Annotated in this window: 18 protein-coding genes, 2 rRNA genes and 1 riboswitch (1 of these 21 only partly in view); of the genes, 3 read left to right on the top strand and 17 right to left on the bottom strand. The window is 44.8% G+C overall.

Features of this window, described 5'->3' with window-relative positions:
- Window positions 1-22: 22 nt before the first annotated feature.
- From NST18_RS01330 to NST18_RS01320, 3 genes are all read right to left on the bottom strand, one after another.
- The gene (locus NST18_RS01330) at window positions 23-1,765 is read right to left on the bottom strand and encodes an adenine deaminase C-terminal domain-containing protein (RefSeq protein ID WP_004888778.1); all 1,743 of its coding nucleotides are present in this window, start codon (window positions 1,763-1,765) and stop codon (window positions 23-25) included.
- A gap of 214 nt (window positions 1,766-1,979) precedes the next feature.
- On the bottom strand, window positions 1,980-3,329 hold the full coding sequence (locus NST18_RS01325) for an ISLre2 family transposase (RefSeq protein ID WP_340721139.1): 1,350 nt from the start codon (window positions 3,327-3,329) through the stop codon (window positions 1,980-1,982).
- 155 nt (window positions 3,330-3,484) lie between these two features.
- Window positions 3,485-3,940: a UPF0236 family transposase-like protein gene (locus NST18_RS01320; RefSeq protein ID WP_445290559.1), complete on the bottom strand. Its 456-nt coding sequence runs from the start codon at window positions 3,938-3,940 to the stop codon at window positions 3,485-3,487.
- Between the two features lie 172 nt (window positions 3,941-4,112).
- On the opposite strand from NST18_RS01320, the gene NST18_RS01315 reads away from it, so the two are divergent.
- Complete coding sequence (locus NST18_RS01315) at window positions 4,113-4,376, top strand: YgaP family membrane protein (protein WP_004888777.1); 264 nt, start codon at window positions 4,113-4,115, stop codon at window positions 4,374-4,376.
- Between the two features lie 15 nt (window positions 4,377-4,391).
- Window positions 4,392-4,526 (top strand): EYxxD motif small membrane protein, encoded by a 135-nt coding sequence (locus NST18_RS01310; protein WP_329401973.1) that lies wholly within the window; start codon window positions 4,392-4,394, stop codon window positions 4,524-4,526.
- Here NST18_RS01310 and purD read toward each other — a convergent pair.
- From purD to purE, 12 genes are all read right to left on the bottom strand, one after another.
- Complete coding sequence (gene purD / locus NST18_RS01305) at window positions 4,489-5,769, bottom strand: phosphoribosylamine--glycine ligase (protein ID WP_004888775.1); 1,281 nt, start codon at window positions 5,767-5,769, stop codon at window positions 4,489-4,491. The two genes, NST18_RS01310 and purD, sit on opposite strands and share 38 nt — an antisense overlap.
- 14 nt (window positions 5,770-5,783) lie before the next feature.
- A complete protein-coding gene (gene purH / locus NST18_RS01300; RefSeq protein WP_340721138.1) occupies window positions 5,784-7,319 on the bottom strand; it encodes a bifunctional phosphoribosylaminoimidazolecarboxamide formyltransferase/IMP cyclohydrolase in 1,536 nt (511 codons plus the stop codon).
- Entirely contained in the window at window positions 7,297-7,899 is a 603-nt protein-coding gene (purN, locus tag NST18_RS01295) for a phosphoribosylglycinamide formyltransferase (RefSeq protein ID WP_192948598.1), read from the bottom strand. The genes purH and purN overlap by 23 nt, the downstream gene beginning before the upstream one ends.
- Entirely contained in the window at window positions 7,896-8,933 is a 1,038-nt protein-coding gene (purM, locus tag NST18_RS01290) for a phosphoribosylformylglycinamidine cyclo-ligase (RefSeq protein ID WP_192948599.1), read from the bottom strand. The genes purN and purM overlap by 4 nt, the downstream gene beginning before the upstream one ends.
- Window positions 8,896-10,323, bottom strand: a complete 1,428-nt coding sequence (gene purF, locus NST18_RS01285; RefSeq protein WP_192948600.1) for an amidophosphoribosyltransferase — start codon at window positions 10,321-10,323, stop codon at window positions 8,896-8,898. Before purF ends, purM begins: the two co-directional genes overlap by 38 nt.
- Complete coding sequence (gene purL / locus NST18_RS01280) at window positions 10,299-12,521, bottom strand: phosphoribosylformylglycinamidine synthase subunit PurL (RefSeq protein ID WP_340721136.1); 2,223 nt, start codon at window positions 12,519-12,521, stop codon at window positions 10,299-10,301. Before purL ends, purF begins: the two co-directional genes overlap by 25 nt.
- Window positions 12,505-13,191, bottom strand: a complete 687-nt coding sequence (purQ, locus tag NST18_RS01275; protein ID WP_004888769.1) for a phosphoribosylformylglycinamidine synthase subunit PurQ — start codon at window positions 13,189-13,191, stop codon at window positions 12,505-12,507. The genes purL and purQ overlap by 17 nt, the downstream gene beginning before the upstream one ends.
- Window positions 13,188-13,442: a phosphoribosylformylglycinamidine synthase subunit PurS gene (purS, locus tag NST18_RS01270; protein ID WP_003398656.1), complete on the bottom strand. Its 255-nt coding sequence runs from the start codon at window positions 13,440-13,442 to the stop codon at window positions 13,188-13,190. Before purS ends, purQ begins: the two co-directional genes overlap by 4 nt.
- Window positions 13,430-14,152, bottom strand: coding sequence for a phosphoribosylaminoimidazolesuccinocarboxamide synthase (purC, locus tag NST18_RS01265; RefSeq protein ID WP_004888768.1), 723 nt, complete (start codon window positions 14,150-14,152; stop codon window positions 13,430-13,432). The genes purS and purC overlap by 13 nt, the downstream gene beginning before the upstream one ends.
- Window positions 14,153-14,217: 65 nt before the next feature.
- Window positions 14,218-15,513 (bottom strand): adenylosuccinate lyase, encoded by a 1,296-nt coding sequence (gene purB, locus NST18_RS01260; RefSeq protein WP_064221414.1) that lies wholly within the window; start codon window positions 15,511-15,513, stop codon window positions 14,218-14,220.
- The gene (gene purK, locus NST18_RS01255; RefSeq protein WP_004888766.1) at window positions 15,510-16,658 is read right to left on the bottom strand and encodes a 5-(carboxyamino)imidazole ribonucleotide synthase; all 1,149 of its coding nucleotides are present in this window, start codon (window positions 16,656-16,658) and stop codon (window positions 15,510-15,512) included. Before purK ends, purB begins: the two co-directional genes overlap by 4 nt.
- Complete coding sequence (purE, locus tag NST18_RS01250) at window positions 16,642-17,130, bottom strand: 5-(carboxyamino)imidazole ribonucleotide mutase (RefSeq protein WP_004888765.1); 489 nt, start codon at window positions 17,128-17,130, stop codon at window positions 16,642-16,644. The genes purK and purE overlap by 17 nt, the downstream gene beginning before the upstream one ends.
- A gap of 106 nt (window positions 17,131-17,236) precedes the next feature.
- Window positions 17,237-17,338: riboswitch (purine riboswitch) on the bottom strand.
- 153 nt (window positions 17,339-17,491) lie between these two features.
- Between purE and NST18_RS01245 the strand changes: the two genes are divergently transcribed.
- Window positions 17,492-17,881 carry an Hsp20/alpha crystallin family protein gene (locus NST18_RS01245; RefSeq protein WP_004888764.1) on the top strand — a complete coding sequence of 130 codons (390 nt, stop codon included), beginning with the start codon at window positions 17,492-17,494 and terminating at the stop codon, window positions 17,879-17,881.
- Window positions 17,882-18,010: 129 nt separating this feature from the next.
- Here the strand turns inward: NST18_RS01245 and rrf are convergent.
- Both rrf and NST18_RS01235 read right to left on the bottom strand, forming a co-directional pair.
- Window positions 18,011-18,127 (bottom strand): 5S ribosomal RNA (gene rrf / locus NST18_RS01240).
- 228 nt (window positions 18,128-18,355) lie between these two features.
- A 23S ribosomal RNA gene (locus tag NST18_RS01235) occupies window positions 18,356-19,704 on the bottom strand (it continues 1,577 nt past the right edge of the window).

The raw sequence follows: 19,704 nt of genomic DNA, 5'->3' as shown, positions 1-19,704 counted from the left end.
TCATTTTCGTCTCTTTTATATTTTAACGCATTATTGTCGGAAAGAGTACTGTTTTATGCATAACATCGTAAATTCCTTTCGGTGTAATGCGAATATACGGCAAATGTGTCGATGATAAAAAAAGCAAAGTGTAAATTGGATCCGCAAACGCATAACCGCGCGCTCGCAACAGTTCGCCGAGCGTTTTTTCTTCTTCCATTAACACTTCCATCGGTTTTGCCGACATTAATCCGCCTAAAGGAAGCGAAATTTCATGAATGATTTCTCCGTGTTCACAAAGGACAATACCGCCTCCGATTTGTTTCATACGTTCAAAAGCAAACAACAAATCACGTTTACTTTTCCCAATTAAAATAATGTCCCCTGTATTAGAGTACGAACTAACAAGTGCTTGCACATGTGTCGCAAACCCTTTTAATATAGTGTTTACACGCCATTTTCCGTTGCGATCAATAAGCATTAAAAAGCTTTCATCATGATCCGCTGATAGCTCATCAGCAGATGTATCAATCGAAATCGAATATGGCTTAATAATGACCGAGTTCTCCATATACATCCCTAACGGCATTGAAAACTGCAAATCATCCATCTGTAAATCCCAAGTCAGCGCAAGTGGCATAAGACCATGTGCATCCCATTCCATCGTTGAGAAAGCATGAACAGGAACGCCATCACGTTTGACCCATTGTCCGCTTGCTAAAACAGAAATCGGTGTCGGATTGGAAGCATGTTCAAGAATATTAATATGTGCAATACGCCCTGGTGTAATGCTTCCGTGCAAATGATCCATATTATAATAACGAGCGACATTCCACGTTGCCATGCTATATGCATCAATATCGCTTACTCCTTCTTGTAATGCAATGCGAATCATTTCGTCGATCATTCCATTTTCATAAAAAGCAGGGGTCGAACCGTCTGTCGTAAACATGCAATGATCGTAATGATGAATGCCGCATTGTTTCATCTCTTTAAGCAACGTCGGCAAATCAGGCCGAATGGATGAATGACGCAGCGATACGGTATACCCCTGCATCAACCGCTTATAGACGTCACTTCCGGTCATCGCTTCATGGTCAGCGTCCGCACCAAACAGTTTCATTTTCGTTAACGTGCGATCTGAAGCGCCCGGAAAATGACCTTCTACTTTTTTACCGAGCTTTTTCGCTTCCTGTATCCAATGGAGAATGAAATCGTCCCCTTCTAACAGCTTTGGCCATCCAGTTAATTCCCCAACTTGTAATACCGCATCATTTTCCAGCCAACTTTTCATGTTTTTATACGAAAAAAAATGCTCTTCTCCGTTCATTTCTGTCTGTGGATCCAGTCGGCACCACCAATACATCGTCACCGGTTGTTTTTCCATAGCGGACAAAAAAGAAAACGCTTTCTTTTTTGTTAACTGTAAAAAAAGGAATAGATTGTCATTAATAAGTGTTGTTGTACCGTGCTGTGCTGCATATTCCGCTAACGTATGGGGATTATATAACTGAAACGGATGAGCATGTGGCTCCATATAGCCAGCAACAAGCACTTGATTCGAGCAGTCCACTACTTCGCATGAATCGAGTTGCTTCGGTTTATTTGGACCGACATATACAATTCGGTCATCGCAAACCCAAACGTTTCCTTGTACCCATTGACGTACGTATGGATGTAAATACGTTGCGTTCATGAACACTTTTGTTGGCGCTTGCTTTCCGTCAACAACGGCAACGTGTCGGCGAATTTGTTCGTTTTTCCATCGATATCGTTTTTCCATCATGATCGCTTTCCTCCTAAATCGTACCATCGTCTATTCACATTTTAACGGATGAAAGCAAATTTCACAAACAAAAAGGAGGGAGAGTTTGAGTCAAGACTTTGTGGGAGATTTTTTTCTCGACCGATTTTTTTGGTTATATATGGTTTTATAAAATCGTTATATGTAAGCGCTTTTACTTACTCTCATCCTGTAGGTATGTGCGTTTTCTCTCGTTTTAAAAACCTTTCAATGCTTGCAATGCCTCGTAAATCGGTGTCCCTGAAGATTGGCGAAGGTATGGGATGTTATCTCGTACCACTTCTGTCATTTGCGTTTGCACGCGCTTCAGTGCCTTTTTCACGATCGTTTCTCGTTTCGTTTCTTCTCGTTCTTCCGCGCCATACATCACTCCATCGCGTGTCCGAATGAGTAACGTATCTTTTATCGCGACGATCGCTCGCAACATCGCTTCAATCCCTGCATCCCTCCAACTTCGACCGTTTTTACTTCGTTTCGCAAACACATGCATCGTTCCTTCCGCACTCCCCATCGCCCTCATGTTTGTCGTGTCAATCCCTTTTTCCTTCAACCATACGCGATAGTCACGTAAACATCCTGGTATCTCCTCGATTCGACGAACAAGCGCCTCGAGTTGCTTTTCCTTCTCCTCATGTTCTAACGTACCGATGGCACTTGTGAGTTCTCGTAACACACCTTCTTCATCCCATGATGCTAACTTCTTTCGAATCACCCGATATCTCGCATGACCTCGGAACAATTGACGAATCTCTCTTGCCACATGGAACCGATCAAGCTGAAAGTACCCCCTGTCCCCGAAATATTCTCGACACGCTGTAATCCATGGGGCTCCATCTCCATTGATGACCACCCAATCCTCAAACGGATCATAGCTGTATTCCTTCATCAGAAAATTCTCTACAGCTTCCCAAATCGGTTCATTCGTTTGATGAACCATATACCGTCGATTCACTAAGGATACGCGTTTCCCGTTTTTCTCCCATCCTTGGTGAATCGTGATGATCTTTTCTTCTTTTCCTTTGATGCGGCTTCGTTGACGTTTCACGTACAACCCGTCTGCTTCGATAAAAAACACGCGCCCTTTTTTCTCCATCGCACGGTGCCCTTCCACCTCTGCCTCGATGATGGACTGGCGAATCGTTTCGTGACTCATACATGCATACCCCACCAGCTTTTCAAGCGACTGCGCAGCCTGTCGATACGAAGAACCCGTCACGGCGAGATGAATCGCTGTCTCCTCTAATAGCGGACTCACTCCATGCGCCCCATCGAACTGGAGAAAGACATCGAGTAAAGACGTATACACCTTTTTTTCACGGTCAAAGTAGTAGTTTCGCTTCACTTCCACCTCTCCAAATAGCGTTTGGAGTCGGATCGTCCGCTTATCTTTGAGCGCATATCGTTTCTTGTCCCTCTGTTCTGCCAATGTGCGGTCGATCTCCTCCAACACCTGTTGAAGGAGATGACCATATTGTTTTTGCATATGTCTAAATAAAGACTGTTCGATCTCTTTTAATGTCAAGCCGTTTGTGATATAATCCTGCATGGGCTCCACTCCTTTCTTTGGTTGTATTTTTTTTTCACACTTACTACCTTACCAGGAGGAGAGCCCGTTTTTCATCTATTTTGCTTACATATCTGACAGGTTCCTTATTATACCAAATCAGGAACCTGTCTTTTTTTCTCCCACAAACATTTTACTCATACGGAGGGCCCTTCCACCTCTGCCTCGATGATGGACTGGCGAATCGTTTCGTGACTCATACATGCATACCCCACCAGCTTTTCAAGCGACTGCGCAGCCTGTCGATACGAAGAACCCGTCACGGCGAGATGAATCGCTGTCTCCTCTAATAGCGGACTCACTCCATGCGCCCCATCGAACTGGAGAAAGACATCGAGTAAAGACGTATACACCTTTTTTTCACGGTCAAAGTAGTAGTTTCGCTTCACTTCCACCTCTCCAAATAGCGTTTGGAGTCGGATCGTCCGCTTATCTTTGAGCGCATATCGTTTCTTGTCCCTCTGTTCTGCCAATGTGCGGTCGATCTCCTCCAACACCTGTTGAAGGAGATGACCATATTGTTTTTGCATATGTCTAAATAAAGACTGTTCGATCTCTTTTAATGTCAAGCCGTTTGTGATATAATCCTGCATGGGCTCCACTCCTTTCTTTGGTTGTATTTTTTTTTCACACTTACTACCTTACCAGGAGGAGAGCCCGTTTTTCATCTATTTTGCTTACATATCTGACAGGTTCCTTATTATACCAAATCAGGAACCTGTCTTTTTTTCTCCCACAAACATTTTACTCATACGGAGGGAGAACATGAAACAAAACATCGGTATCATCAATGCGATGATTCGCATCACATGCGGATTTACGATGCTAGCTTGGGCAACTGCCAATTTTTCTCGCAAACCGTGGCGTGAATCGTATATTTGGGTCATGATGCTCGCTGCGATGAAAATCGCAGAAGGTATCGTTCGTTTTTGTCCTGTGATGGCTTTGTTTGAACGATATCAATGCCATTGTGACAGCAACAATGAGAATGAGAAAGCGATTCCGATTGAGCCAGTTAACCCTTCGTAACAATAACCCCCTTGTATGCATACAAGGGGGGAAAGGAGAGAAAGTATGATTGCCGAATATATAACAGATACATTCTTTATTCTTATTCTTTTAATTGGCAGCATCGTTGCCCTTAGTTTTGTATACGTTCGCAAGCGACGTGCGCGATAGCTTTATTGCCAATATCACGTCGATAAAAAAGTTGAGCACAGTCAATGTTCTGAATTTGTTCATACACAAGACGTTGTGCTTCTTTCAACGTATTCCCACTCGCCACAACAAGGAGCACTCGTCCCCCGTCTGTTACCCACTCATCGTCCACACGTTTTGTGCCAGCGTGAAAAACTTGTGCTTTCGTTATACGTTCTAGACCACGAATAACAGCACCTTTTTCATATTGTTCAGGATATCCTTTCGCCGCCAATACAACCCCAATCGTTGCTTCGTCACTCCAATGCAACGTAACAGGCTTATCTTCTAAAAGTGAGACGATGACTTCAACGAGATCATTTTGCAAACGCGGCAAAATGACTTGTGCTTCAGGGTCACCAAACCGTGCATTAAATTCGATGACTTTTGGTCCTTCTTCCGTCGCAATTAATCCTGCATATAAAAATCCAGTAAATGAACAGCCTTCTTTCGTTAATGCTTTCACCGTCGGTTTGACGATCGTTTCCATCGCATCGTGAACGATCTGTTCGCTTATTTGCGGCACAGGAGAATACGCCCCCATTCCTCCTGTATTTGGACCTTGATCATCATCGAACGCTCGCTTATGGTCTTGGGCGATAACCATTGGATATACACGTTCTCCATGTACAAATGTCATAAGCGAAAATTCTTCGCCTTGTAAATATTGCTCAATGACAACTTGTACCCCCGCTTCACCAAACTTTTTGGCAACCATAATGTCATACAAAGCATGGAGCGCCTCTTCAACTGTCATCGCCACCGTTACCCCTTTTCCTGCTGCAAGCCCATCCGCTTTAATGACAATCGGAGCCCCTTGTTCGTGCACATATTGTACAGCTTCATCATACTCTGTAAATGTCGCATAGCTCGCTGTCGGAATGTTATATTTTCTCATCAAATCTTTCGCAAATGCTTTACTTCCTTCAATTCGCGCCGCCTGCTGTTTTGGACCAAAAATGCGTAATCCTTCCCTTTCGAAACGATCAACTACTCCTTCCAACAGCGGTGCTTCCGGTCCAACAATCGTTAAATCAATCGCTTCTTTTTTCGCCCATTGCACAAGCGCTTCGACGTCAGCCTCTAAAATCGGAACGCGCGTAGCGATTGCATTCATTCCATCGTTTCCTGGCGCCACGTATATGTGGGTCACGAGCGGGCTTTGTGCTACTTTCCATGCAAGTGCATGCTCTCGGCCACCACGACCTATAATGAGCACTTTCATCCGTTGCTTCCCCCTTAATGTTTAAAATGGCGAACGCCTGTAAATACCATGGCCATTCCATATTCATTAGCTTTTTGAATCGAATCTTCATCGCGAATCGAACCGCCCGGTTGAATAATGGCTGTGACTCCCGCTTGAGCAGCCACTTCAACTGTATCGCTCATCGGGAAAAAGGCGTCGGAAGCTAATACCGCTCCTTTCGCTTTCTCTCCCGCCTGTTCAATCGCAATGCGAGCAGCTCCAACACGATTCATTTGTCCAGCGCCGACACCAATCGTCATCCCGTTTTTCGCGAGTACAATCGCATTCGATTTGACATGCTTCACCACACGCCAAGCGAACGTTAAATTCGACCATTCTTCTTCTGTCGGCTGTCTTTCAGTCACAACTTGAATGTTCGCATCATCAATTGTATACGTGTCTTCGTCTTGAACAAGTAGTCCCCCACGTACCGATACGACAAATGGTTCTTTTTTCCGCTCTGCTTCAAAATCGACCGTTAACAGACGAATGCTTTTCTTTCTCTTTAAAATTTCTAGCGCTTGTTCTGTAAATGAAGGGGCGATGACAATTTCTAAAAAAATGTCATGTAATTTCGCAGCCGTTTGTTCGTCAACTTCACGATTAAGCGCCACGATGCCGCCAAAAATGGACGTTGGGTCGGCTTCGTAAGCTTTTTGAAACGCTTCAGCGATCGTCTTGCCAACGCCGACTCCACACGGATTCATATGTTTCACCGCTACCGCCGCTGGTTCAGTGAATTCCCCTACAATTTGTAAAGCTGCATTGGCATCGTTAATATTGTTGTAAGACAGTTCTTTTCCATGTAATTGCTTCGCTTTTGTAATAGAAAATGGTAAACTGAGCGGTTTTTCGTAAAATGCAGCCGTTTGATGTGGATTTTCACCATATCGTAACGATTGTTTCTTCACAAACGTCATCGTCATCGTTTCCGGATACGTTTCTCCAACGACGTTTGTCAAATATTGTGCAATCATCGCATCATACGCTGCAGTATGGCGAAATACTTTTGCAGCTAACGCCCGTCTCGTCTCAAGCAATACTTCGCCATATTGTTTTAACTGTTCAATGACTACATCATAATCGGCAGGATCGACAACAGCTGTGACGTAAGCATGATTTTTCGCCGCCGCTCTAAGCATGGTCGGACCGCCAATATCGATCTGTTCAATCGCTTCCATCAACGTCACGCTTGGCTTTGCAATCGTTTCTTGAAATGGATATAAATTAACAACGACAAAATCGATCGGCGTGATGCCATGCTCTTGCAGTTGCTGTTTATGTGTTTCGTCATCTCGCACAGCTAACAGTCCACCGTGAATATTTGGGTGCAATGTTTTGACCCGTCCGTCTAAAATTTCTGGGAAGTTTGTCACATCAGAAATGCTTGTCACAGGAATTCCGTGTTCTGCTAATACACGCTTCGTGCCACCTGTTGAAATGATTTCCACTCCAAGCTCAGCTAGTTGCTTGGCGAATGTGACAATTCCTTTTTTATTTGACACGCTAATAATTGCTCGTCTTTTCATTCTTTGTACTCCCTTTCTCCGTCAACAATTGTTGAATGACTTGCGGATACAACACATGTTCAATTTCATGAATGCGGCGCTCAACGCTTTCTAATGGTTCTCCGTCATCAATATATAGTGCCCGTTGCGCAATAATTGGTCCCGTATCCATTCCTTCATCAACGTAATGCACTGTAACCCCTGTCACTTTCACACCGTAGCGATACGCTTGGCCAATCGCATCTTTTCCTGGAAACGCCGGCAGAAGAGAGGGATGAATGTTTACAATTCTGTTCGGATATGCCTGTAAAAGCGTTGGACCGATAAGCCGCATATAACCAGCAAGAACAACTAAGTCGATTTCTTTTTGTTGTAGTTGTTGTAAAATCTCACGTTCAAATTGTTGTTTCGTTTCATATTGTTTAGGGTTAAAAACAAATATCGGCACGTGTTCACGCATCGCTCGTTCAATCACTTTCGCTTGCGGTCGATCACATACAAGAAGCGCCACTTCGGCTTGAATATCTCCTTTTTTTACGGCATCAACAATCGCTTGAAAATTCGTGCCGCTTCCTGAAGCAAAAATAGCTACCCGCTTCATTCGATTTTTCCCCCAGCAAACGATACACCTACTCCTTCTTTTACCCGACCGATAATGTACGCCTCTTCTCCACACGATTCAAGCAACTGCACAACGTCTGGCACAACATCGCTATCGACAGCTAATACAAAACCGATTCCCATATTAAAAATATTAAACATTTCCGTTCGTTGTAGCTGTCCATGTTGCTGTAAAAAGTTAAAAATCGGCGGAATCGGCCATGAACCGTAGTCTATTTCGGCTTGTAATCCTTTTGGCAACATACGCGGAATGTTTTCGATAAAACCGCCCCCTGTAATATGTGCCATCCCTTTCACACGAAATTGTTTTAATGCTTCAAGTACCGCTCGAACGTAAATGCGTGTAGGCGTTAACAACTCCTCGCCAAGCGAGCGAGAAAACGGTTCATACATATGATTTAACTGTAAATGAGCATCTTTTATAATTTTTCTTACAAGCGAATAGCCGTTGCTATGAAGCCCGCTCGAAGCCAAACCGATCAGCACATCGCCTGGAACAATCGTATCCCCTGTGACTACTTTCGTTTTTTCAACAACTCCAACCGCAAATCCAGCTACATCATATTCATCTTCACCGTACATGCCCGGCATTTCTGCTGTCTCTCCGCCAATGAGCGCACAGCCTGCTTCGACACAACCGTCGGCCATCCCTTTGACAATGTGCTCAATTTTTTCTGGCACCGCTTTTCCACAGGCGATGTAGTCAAGGAAGAAAAGCGGCTCTGCCCCTTGTACGACAATATCGTTTACGCACATCGCTACGCAATCAATTCCGATCGTATCGTGCCGATCAAAAGCGAATGCAAGCATTAGTTTCGTCCCTACACCGTCTGTTCCAGATACAAGGACAGGTTGTTTATACCCGAGCGAAGAGAGGTCAAACATTCCTCCAAAACCACCTAAGCTTCCAAGTGCACCGATTCGGGCAGTTTTGGCGACATGTTTTTTCATCCGCTCTACCGCTTCATATCCAGCTTCAATATTCACACCGGCTTGTTTGTACACATGTGCCAACATGCTCTCCTCCAATCTTCGTCGGATATTGTCCTGTAAAGCAAGCTAAACATTGCCCGCAGTTTGCTGAATCGTTTGGTCTTCCAATCGCTTGCAAAAGCCCTTCTGGACTTAAAAAAGCAAGAGAGTCCGCTTCAATGAGTTGTCGAATTTGTTCGATCGTATGTTTAGCCGCAATAAGCTCTTCTTTTGTTGATGTATCGATGCCATAAAAACATGGGTGCGTAATCGGCGGGGAGCTAATGCGCACATGCACTTCTGTTGCTCCTGCCTCTCGAAGCATGCGTACGATACGCTTGCTCGTCGTTCCACGCACAATGGAGTCATCAACCATGACGACTCGCTTCCCAGCGACGACCCCTCGAACAGGCGACAATTTCATTTTTACTCCTTGTTCCCTAAGTGCTTGCGATGGTTGAATAAACGTCCGTCCAACATACCGATTTTTAATTAGCCCCAACTCGTACGGAATACCTGTCGCTTCCGCATAGCCGATCGCTACTGAAATGCTTGAATCCGGTACACCTGTCACCACATCCGCTGCAACAGGGGCTTCAACGGCTAACTGTTTTCCTAAATTTTTTCGTGCTGTATGAATGTTAATGCCATCAACGTTGCTATCCGGGCGAGCGAAATAAATATATTCCATACTGCAAATCGAGCGGGGAACTTTAGGGGCGAAACGCTCAGAACGAATGCCTTGTTTATTAATCATAATGAGCTCTCCCGGCTCCACTTCTCGCTCATATGTGGCACCAATGACATCAAACGCACACGTTTCCGACGCTACAACGTACGCCTCGCCTAAACGCCCAAGCGATAAAGGGCGAAATCCATGTGGATCAAGAGCGATATACATTTCTGTTTCCGTTAAAATTAAAAAGGCAAAAGCGCCACGTAAATGCGACAACGCTTCTTTAATCCGTTCTTTTAAAATCGGTTCGCCACTACGCTTAATTAAATGAGCAAGCACTTCCGTATCAGAAGTCGTTTGAAAAATACTTCCTTGTTGTTCTAAACGAAAGCGCAACTCATCGGCATTTACTAAATTTCCGTTATGTGCAAGCGCTAAACTGCCGCCTTGGGAACGGAACAAAAGCGGTTGAACATTCGCATACCCGCCTCCGCCGGCAGTTGAGTAACGGACGTGGCCGATCGCAGCCATGCCCGTTAATTGTTCTAGTTCACCGCGACTAAACACTTCTGTGACTAAACCAAGCCCCTTATGAAATTGTAACGTTCCGTTGCCTCCGACAACAATTCCTGCTCCTTCTTGACCACGATGTTGTAAACTATGCAGTCCGTAATATGTCAACGTCGCTGCTTCCTCATGTCCCCAAATGCCAAAAATTCCGCATTCTTCATTTAATCCTTTGATTTCAGCAAGCATGGAATAGCTCCTTTCCATACGTTTCGCATTGTTTCTACTGGAACGTGGATGATACTCGTATCCTCATTCACCACATGAAGCATTTCATCGTTCGTCACTTCCCCAATACATATCGCTTGAACGAGCTGTTCAAACGCTTGACGATGTTCCTTTTTTACAGAAACGATAAAGCGTGATTGTGTTTCACTAAATAGTTCTGAAACGACATCACCTTGAATTGTCACACGTGCACCTAAACCTTGTGCGGTCATTAGACATTCCGCAAGTGCAATCGCCAAGCCACCTTCCGATATGTCATGCGCTGATGCTACTACTCCAGCTCGAATCGCGGTGAGAAGCTGTTGTTGTCGCTCTGCTTCCACATGTAAATCAATCGTTGGCGCTTTTCCAAAAATGCGACCTGTTAGCCATTTTTGTAGCTCGCTCCCACCAAATTCTTGCTTAGCTTCCCCAATGACATAAATCAAGTCGCCAGGTTGTTTAAATGCTTGTGTCGTAATATGACTAATATGTTCAATGACACCGACCATGCCGACAATTGGTGTCGGATAAATGGCTTCGCCGTTCGTTTCATTATAAAGCGATACATTTCCGCTAATGACTGGTGTTTCTAGTACACGACACGCTTCGCTCATTCCTTCTACCGCTTTTTCAAGTTGCCAAAAAATTTCTGGTTTTTCCGGATTTCCAAAATTCAAACAATCGGTAACGGCAAGTGGCTGAGCACCGGAACATACGATGTTGCGTGCTGCTTCTGCGATCGCAATTTTCCCACCGACTTCTGGATCTAAATATACGTAGCGAGAATTACAATCGGTTGTCATCGCCAGCGCTTTATTTGTGCCACGAATGCGTAAAACAGCTGCATCAGACCCTGGAGCAACAACCGTATTTGTTCGCACCATATAATCGTATTGTTCATACACCCATTCTTTACTTGCAATCGTTGGCTGACTTAATAATGCAAGCAACGTTTCTTCATAATCGTTAATCGTCGGTACGTACTCAATCGTTTGAAACTCACGATAATATGCTGGTTCTTGCGACGGCTTATGATATACAGGGGCATCTTTGGCAAGCGCATCAACCGGAATTTCGGCAACGACTTCCCCGCGGTGATACAAACGTAACATTTGATCATTTGTTACGCGACCAATCGCTTTCGCCTCGAGCCCGTATTTAGCAAATACATCTATAATTTCTTGTTCACGACCCTTCTGAACAACAAGAAGCATGCGCTCTTGCGACTCAGACAACATCATTTCATACGGTGTCATTCCTGTTTCGCGTTGTGGTACAAGATCTAAATTCAGTTCGATCCCAGAGCCTGCCTTGCTCGCCATTTCCGCCGATGAGCTTGTTAAGCCGGCCGCCCCCATATCTTGCATCCCAACAAGCGCATCGGAATGAATGACCTCTAAACAAGCTTCAAGAAGCAATTTTTCCATAAATGGATCTCCGACTTGAACAGCTGGACGTTTTTGTTCAGATTGTTCCGTTAATTCTTCCGATGCAAACGTTGCTCCATGAATGCCGTCACGCCCCGTTTTCGCCCCGACATACATGACCGTATTTCCAACGCCTGCCGCGATTCCTTTTTGAATATCTTCATGTCGAATCACCCCGACGCACATCGCATTTACAAGCGGGTTTCCTTCGTATGCCGCATCAAATTGCACTTCACCACCAACAGTCGGAATACCGACACAATTTCCATATCCCGCAATCCCTGCGACGACGCGCTCAAATAAATATTTCACGCGCGGTGACGTTAATTCGCCAAAGCGAAGCGAGTTTAATAACGCAATTGGTCTTGCCCCCATCGAGAAGACATCGCGAATAATTCCCCCAACACCTGTGGCAGCCCCTTGATACGGCTCAATCGCAGATGGGTGGTTATGACTTTCAATTTTAAATGCTACCGCTAATCCATCTCCAATATCGACAATACCAGCGCCTTCTCCTGGTCCTTGGAGCACATGTCTCCCTTCAGTCGGAAACTTTTTTAATACAGGTTTCGAATTTTTATAGCTACAATGTTCTGACCACATGACAGAAAAAATGCCCGTTTCTGTATAATTAGGCAAACGTCCAAGAATACGCTCAATCATCGCAAACTCTTCATCTGTTAATCCCATATCACGATACATCTTCTGTTCTTTAATCATTGTTGGACTTGGCTCAAGTAATAACGACATGTGCGTCCCTCCAATATGTCACAATTGATTGAAACAGTTTTAAACCGTCTGCCCCTCCAAGCAACTCATGAACAGCTCGCTCAGGGTGTGGCATCATACCAAGTACGTTCCCTTTTTCGTTCACGATGCCTGCAATGTTGAATAAACTACCGTTTGGATTTTCTCCCTCATAACGAAAAACAATTTGGTTATTAGCGATAAGCTGTTGTAACGTTTGTTCATCACAATAATAGTTTCCTTCTCCGTGCGCAATGGGGATTGTAAGCACTTCTCCTTGCTCGTATTGCGATGTAAACATCGTTTCGTTATTTTCGACACGAAGCTTCACCGGACGGCAAATAAACGTTAACGTATTGTTGCGTCGCATCGCCCCCGGGAGAAGCCCCGCTTCTAGTAAAATTTGAAATCCGTTACATACACCTAAAATCGGTTTCCCTTCGTCTGCTGCTTTTTTTATCGCTTTCATGACGTTGGAAAAGCGCGCAATCGCTCCAGATCGTAAATAATCCCCGTATGAAAAACCACCTGGCAAAAGAATAGCATCAAACTCATCTAAACTTTCTACATCATGCCAAACGTATTCAACATCTTCCCTTAATTCATCTGCAATCGCATGATACATGTCGACATCACAGTTGGAACCCGGAAATACAATGACCGCAAATTTCACTGAACGACGACCTCCTCAATTTCATAGCGATAATCTTCAATGACCGTATTCGCCAACAACTTTTCACACATATCTTTCACGAGTGCATCTATGTCGCGGTCACTTTTTTCTACCGTTAACTCCATGAACTTTCCAATACGCACATCTTGCACCTCATGATAACTTAAGCTATGAAGCGCTCCTTTTACAGCATTTCCTTGTGGATCTAATACATTTTCACGCAATGTGACATACACTTTTACTTTGTACATGATAATCCTCCTAATCGTTGTAAAAGTTTCGTATATGTTTCTGTTAAGTCGCCTAAATCACGACGAAATACATCTTTGTCAAATTTTTCTTTCGTGTGTACATCCCATAATCGACACGTATCTGGGGAAATTTCATCCGCCAACAATACCGCTCCCGTTTCATCTTTTCCAAACTCTAATTTGAAGTCGACAAGCTGTAAGTCACATGAACGAAATAAGGAAGTTAAAATGTCGTTAATGCGTAACGCCGTCTGTTTCATGTGCAAAAGCTCATCATGAGTGGCGAGCTGTAACAAAGCGATATGATCTTCCGTTAATAGGGGATCGCCTAAATCGTCATTTTTGTAGTAAAATTCTACAAGTGGTTTTTCAAGTACCGTTCCTTCCTCAAGACCAGTACGCTTCGACAAACTCCCGGCGACAATATTGCGGACAACGACTTCAAGGGGTATGATCGTCACTTGACGCACAAGCTGTTCTGTATCGGATATTTTACGGATAAAATGATTATTTACACCTGCTTCATGCAACAAGGAAAATAGTAAACTCGTAATTTCGTTATTTAATCGTCCTTTTCCGCTAATCTTTGCTTTTTTTTCACCGTTAAATGCAGTTGCCTCATCTTTATATTCAATCCATAATACACCCTCTTCGTTCGTCGCATACACTTTCTTCGCCTTTCCTTCATACAGAAGGTGTTGCTTTTCCATGTTCTCTCCCCCAGTTATACAGAATATTAGGAAATTTTCGTGTAAAGGTAAGGACGGCGCCTTACCTACTGCAAGCCAAGTCGCTCGAAAATCGTGTCGACATGCTTTAAGTGATAGTTGTAGTCAAAGCAATCAGCAATTTGATCCTTCGTTAAACGACTTGTAATTACTTCGTCTGCTTCAATTAACGAGCGGAACGACACTTGTTTTTCCCATGCTTCCATCGCCTTTGGTTGTACAAGATCATACGCTTCCTCACGCGTCATACCTGTGTCAATAAGCGCTAGCAATACGCGTTGTGAATAAATAAGTCCGAGCGTGCGATCCATATTCTTCTTCATATTTTCTGGGAATACGGTCAAGTTTTTCACGATATTTGTAAAGCGGTTGAGCATGTAGTCTAAAGCGATCGTTGCATCCGGTAAAATAATGCGCTCCGCTGACGAATGTGAAATGTCACGCTCATGCCAAAGCGGTACATTTTCATACGCCGTTAACATATACCCACGAATGACGCGAGCCATTCCTGTCATATTTTCTGAACCGATCGGATTCCGTTTATGCGGCATCGCAGACGAACCTTTTTGTCCCTTAGCGAAAAACTCCTCTACTTCCCGTGTTTCACTTTTTTGTAATCCACGAATTTCAACAGCAAATTTTTCAATCGATGTTGCAATTAAAGCGAGCGTCGCCATATAGTGGGCATGACGATCACGCTGTAACGTTTGCGTCGAAATAGGCGCAGGCTGTAAGCCAAGTTTTTCACATACGTACTGCTCAACAAACGGATCGATATTGGCATACGTACCAACAGCACCAGAAATTTTTCCAACGCGTACCGTTTCGGCTGCTTGCTTGAAACGTTCTAAATTTCGCTCCATTTCGGCATACCAAAGCGCCAATTTTAATCCAAATGTCGTTGGCTCAGCATGAACACCATGCGTTCGTCCCATCATGACCGTATATTTATGCTCAATCGCTTTTTCTTTTAATACAGCAATAAAGTTCTCTAAGTCACGCAATAAAATTTCATTTGCTTGTTTTAATAAGTATGATAATGCTGTATCAACCACATCCGTAGACGTAAGGCCGTAATGTACCCATTTTCGTTCTTCTCCTAGCGTTTCTGATACCGCGCGCGTAAAGGCAACAACATCATGGCGCGTCTCTTCTTCGATTTCTTTAATGCGCGCGATATCGAATGAGGCGTTTTGACGAATTTTTTCAACATCTTCTTTCGGGATAACACCTAACTCGGCCCATGCTTCACATGCTAAAATTTCGACTTCTAGCCAAGCACGAAAACGGTTTTCTTCCGTCCAGATTGCACCCATTTCTGGTCGTGTGTAACGTTCAATCATACGTTCATCCTCCGATCTGTCCAAATCGCAAATTCATCTATTTTTCGTTGGATCGCATCGACATCATCAGCTAACCATGTCACATGTCCCATCTTTCGCTTCAGCTTCGCTTCCTTTTTTCCATAAAAGTGGACGTGGGCGTCACGAAATTGGGCGATGTTTTGAATGACTGCATCCACATGTTCTCCTAAAATGTTGACCATAATTGTAGGTTTGAGCAACTCCGTACTGCCAAGCGGCCAATTACAAATGGCGCGAATATGTTGTTGAAATTGCGATGTGATACAACCGTTTATTGTATAATGACCTGAGTTGTGTGGTCTAGGGGCAAGTTCATTGACATATAACTGCCCATCTTCTGTTAAAAACATTTCAATAGCTAGTGTGCCGACAAGTTGAAAAGTTTCCGCTAATCGTCGAGCATACATCTCCGCCTGCGCAATGGTTTTCTGGCTAACTTGGGCTGGGGCAATCGTTTGATGCAAAATATTGTCGCGATGAATGTTCTCGACAACAGGAAACAGCTCTATTTCACCAGAAACGCTACGCACAACGATAATAGATAACTCTTTCACAAATGGAACCCATGCTTCCAATACACATTCACCGTAAGCGAGCAGCGAGCGCGCCTCGTGAATATCATCTAAACAACGAATGACCACTTGCCCTTTTCCATCATACCCTCCACGACATGTTTTCAATACAGCCGGAATGCCGATCTCCTCAATCGCCCGTTCCAATTGCTCTTCTTCCAGTATGAGACGATAAGGGGCAACAGGCAACCCGGCAGACTGAACTGCCCGTTTTTCTTTCCAACGATGCTGTGTAATAGAAAGCAGCTCGCTTCCTTGCGGCACATATCCCTTCTCTACTAATCGTTTCAACGCATCAGCATCAATATTTTCAAACTCATATGTCACAACATCGCTCACTTCGGCTAAATGACGTAACGCTTCTTCATCGCTATACGAAGCGACAATTTCAATGTCAGCCACTTGAGCACAAGGCGATTGCGGAGTAGGATCAAGAACCGCTACGAAAAACCCCATCTCTTTTGCAGCGATCGCCATCATTCTTCCTAGTTGTCCTCCGCCAATAATACCAATCGTTTGCCCCGGGACAATCGTTTTAATCAAGCTGATCACTACTTTCCATCACTTGTTTTCGAATCGCTTCACGCCGCATCCGCAATGCATCCATGTACGCCGGATCGTGCGTTCCGAGAATCGATACTGCAAGCAATGCCGCATTGACGGCACCTGCTTTTCCGATAGCCACTGTCGCTACTGGCACTCCTCCGGGCATTTGGACAATAGATAGTAACGAATCAAGACCATTTAGCGTTTTAGACATAACCGGAACACCAATAACAGGCAACGTTGTTTTAGCTGCTACCATTCCTGGCAAATGAGCAGCTCCCCCTGCTCCAGCGATAATGACTTTAATGCCGCGCTCTTCAGCTGTTTCAGCATACGTAAACATAAAGTCCGGTGTACGGTGAGCTGAAACAACTTTTTTTTCAAACGGAATATGCAATTCTTCTAATATATCACATGCATGACGCATCGTTTCCCAATCTGATTGACTTCCCATAATGACAGCTACAAGTGGCTGCATCCGTACTCACCTCTTTTTATAATCAGAAAAAAATCCAGAACAACGCCCCTCGACCATAAGGGAAAGCATCGTTCTGGACACATTTCTCCCATTGGGTGAAAAAAGCCAATAAGATCCTTTCCCTCATAGTCCAATAATTTACGGTTATTGGGTAGAGACTTTTGGGCCATATCCCCAAAATTATATGAGGGTTCAACAACGTATTCATTTATCTTCATCTTACCAGTCGTTTTTCAATCATGTCAACATAAAATCGAACATTTTTACACACAAAATAATTAATGTTCGGTTTTTACTTAAAAATCACCATTTCATCTTTTTCACCATATAGTAAAAAGAAAAAGAGAAAGGGGAGAAGCTTATGGATTGGACAAAGCAATGGGAAGCCTTTTTTACTCATCCATTTTGGAACTCATCAAATTCCTTTTCTTCCTATTCATCAGGCATCAATATGTATCGTCGTGATAATGAGCTACTTGTCGTCGCAGCGATCCCAGGGTTAGCACATGTACACGATGCAGAAGTGTACATTCATTATAATACATTAGAAATTAAAGCAAATGTTCAATTGCAGTTTGAAGGCTTTGAACTAATTGAAGAAGGAATTACACAAGAACCTTTTGAACGAGAGATACAACTTCCCTTTCCTGTAGGAGAAAAAGTGGAAGCTGTGTACGAGAACGGACTGCTATTTGTTCATCTTCATCGTCTCATCCCTGATCATATAAAAAGGAAGGTGGACATTAAATAAAAAATGAGCTAACCTATATCGGTTAGCTCTTTAACTATGGGGGAGAGGATTGTAAAAGCGTTAAACGCAAATACATGGACAAAAAAAGTTAGAGAACAAAACGGAGATGCCCTCTAACTTGCTATGTCCGCCCGGCAACGTCCTACTCTCGCAGGCGGTGTCCCGCCAACTACCATCGGCGCTGGAGAGCTTAACTTCCGTGTTCGGGATGGGAACGGGTGTGACCTCTCCGCCATCGTCACCGAGCAAACATGCTTTTTCGTTTCGCCTTTTTGGGCGTGAAGGATGATTCCTTCAAAACTAGATAACAGAACAGTCGCCTTCGCTTTTCGTGATGTCTAGCTTCGAACTAACATCCTCCTACGCCTTCGCTTTTTCCGTTCGACGTGCAAGCACGTCTTCGTCAAAAGCTCTCGGCTCCGTCGGACGTTTCCTTGGCTTCGCCAAGGACCGTTCTACGCTTTTCTTGTGTGCTTAGTTAAGTCCTCGATCGATTAGTATCCGTCAGCTGCACGTGTCGCCACGCTTCCACCTCGGACCTATCTACCTTGTCATCTTCAAGGGATCTTACTCGCTTGACGCGATGGGAAATCTCATCTTGAGGGGGGCTTCACGCTTAGATGCTTTCAGCGCTTATCCCTTCCGCACATAGCTACCCAGCTGTGCTCCTGGCGGAACAACTGGTACACCAGCGGTGCGTCCATCCCGGTCCTCTCGTACTAAGGACAGCTCCTCTCAAATTTCCTACGCCCGCGACGGATAGGGACCGAACTGTCTCACGACGTTCTGAACCCAGCTCGCGTACCGCTTTAATGGGCGAACAGCCCAACCCTTGGGACCGACTACAGCCCCAGGATGCGATGAGCCGACATCGAGGTGCCAAACCTCCCCGTCGATGTGGACTCTTGGGGGAGATAAGCCTGTTATCCCCGGGGTAGCTTTTATCCGTTGAGCGATGGCCCTTCCATTCGGAACCACCGGATCACTAAGCCCGACTTTCGTCCCTGCTCGACTTGTAGGTCTCGCAGTCAAGCTCCCTTCTGCCTTTACACTCTTCGAATGATTTCCAACCATTCTGAGGGAACCTTTGGGCGCCTCCGTTACGCTTTGGGAGGCGACCGCCCCAGTCAAACTGCCCACCTGACACTGTCTCCCACCCCGATCAGGGGTGCGGGTTAGAATCTCAGTACGACAAGGGTGGTATCCCAACGGCGACTCCACCTAGACTGGCGTCCAGGCTTCTCAGTCTCCCACCTATGCTGTACATGTCGCACCAACATTCAATATCAGGCTGCAGTAAAGCTCCACGGGGTCTTTCCGTCCTGTCGCGGGTAACCTGCATCTTCACAGGTACTATGATTTCACCGGGTCTCTCGTTGAGACAGTGCCCAAGTCGTTACACCTTTCGTGCGGGTCGGAACTTACCCGACAAGGAATTTCGCTACCTTAGGACCGTTATAGTTACGGCCGCCGTTTACTGGGGCTTCGGTTCGCACCTTCGCTTGCGCTAAGCGCTCCCCTTAACCTTCCAGCACCGGGCAGGTGTCAGCCCCTATACTTCGCCTTACGGCTTCGCAGAGACCTGTGTTTTTGATAAACAGTCGCTTGGGCCTTTTCACTGCGGCTCCCCTGGGCTATTCACCCGAGGGAGCACCCCTTCTCCCGAAGTTACGGGGTCATTTTGCCGAGTTCCTTAACGAGAGTTCTCCCGCGCACCTTAGGATTCTCTCCTCGCCTACCTGTGTCGGTTTGCGGTACGGGCACCTCTCACCTCGCTAGAGGCTTTTCTTGGCAGTGTGGAATCAGGCACTTCGGTACTTTAT

The organism is Anoxybacillus sp. FSL W8-0104 (genome assembly GCF_038004465.1).
In the GTDB taxonomy this organism is placed as follows: Bacteria; Bacillota; Bacilli; order Bacillales; family Anoxybacillaceae; genus Anoxybacillus; species Anoxybacillus flavithermus_G.
This window is presented reverse-complemented; position numbering and strand designations above follow the sequence as displayed.

Bases quoted from the DNA above. Each gene is read 5' to 3' on its own strand.
- NST18_RS01330 (WP_004888778.1), bottom strand. From the start codon at position 1,765: ATGATGGAAAAACGATATCGATGGAAAAACGAACAAATTCGCCGACAC.
- NST18_RS01325 (WP_340721139.1), bottom strand. From the start codon at position 3,329: ATGCAGGATTATATCACAAACGGCTTGACATTAAAAGAGATCGAACAG.
- NST18_RS01320 (WP_445290559.1), bottom strand. From the start codon at position 3,940: ATGCAGGATTATATCACAAACGGCTTGACATTAAAAGAGATCGAACAG.
- NST18_RS01315 (WP_004888777.1), top strand. From the start codon at position 4,113: ATGAAACAAAACATCGGTATCATCAATGCGATGATTCGCATCACATGC.
- NST18_RS01310 (WP_329401973.1), top strand. From the start codon at position 4,392: ATGCATACAAGGGGGGAAAGGAGAGAAAGTATGATTGCCGAATATATA.
- purD (WP_004888775.1), bottom strand. From the start codon at position 5,769: ATGAAAGTGCTCATTATAGGTCGTGGTGGCCGAGAGCATGCACTTGCA.
- purH (WP_340721138.1), bottom strand. From the start codon at position 7,319: ATGAAAAGACGAGCAATTATTAGCGTGTCAAATAAAAAAGGAATTGTC.
- purN (WP_192948598.1), bottom strand. From the start codon at position 7,899: ATGAAGCGGGTAGCTATTTTTGCTTCAGGAAGCGGCACGAATTTTCAA.
- purF (WP_192948600.1), bottom strand. From the start codon at position 10,323: ATGCTTGCTGAAATCAAAGGATTAAATGAAGAATGCGGAATTTTTGGC.
- purL (WP_340721136.1), bottom strand. From the start codon at position 12,521: ATGTCGTTATTACTTGAGCCAAGTCCAACAATGATTAAAGAACAGAAG.
- purS (WP_003398656.1), bottom strand. From the start codon at position 13,442: ATGTACAAAGTAAAAGTGTATGTCACATTGCGTGAAAATGTATTAGAT.
- purC (WP_004888768.1), bottom strand. From the start codon at position 14,152: ATGGAAAAGCAACACCTTCTGTATGAAGGAAAGGCGAAGAAAGTGTAT.
- purB (WP_064221414.1), bottom strand. From the start codon at position 15,513: ATGATTGAACGTTACACACGACCAGAAATGGGTGCAATCTGGACGGAA.
- purE (WP_004888765.1), bottom strand. From the start codon at position 17,130: ATGCAGCCACTTGTAGCTGTCATTATGGGAAGTCAATCAGATTGGGAA.
- NST18_RS01245 (WP_004888764.1), top strand. From the start codon at position 17,492: ATGGATTGGACAAAGCAATGGGAAGCCTTTTTTACTCATCCATTTTGG.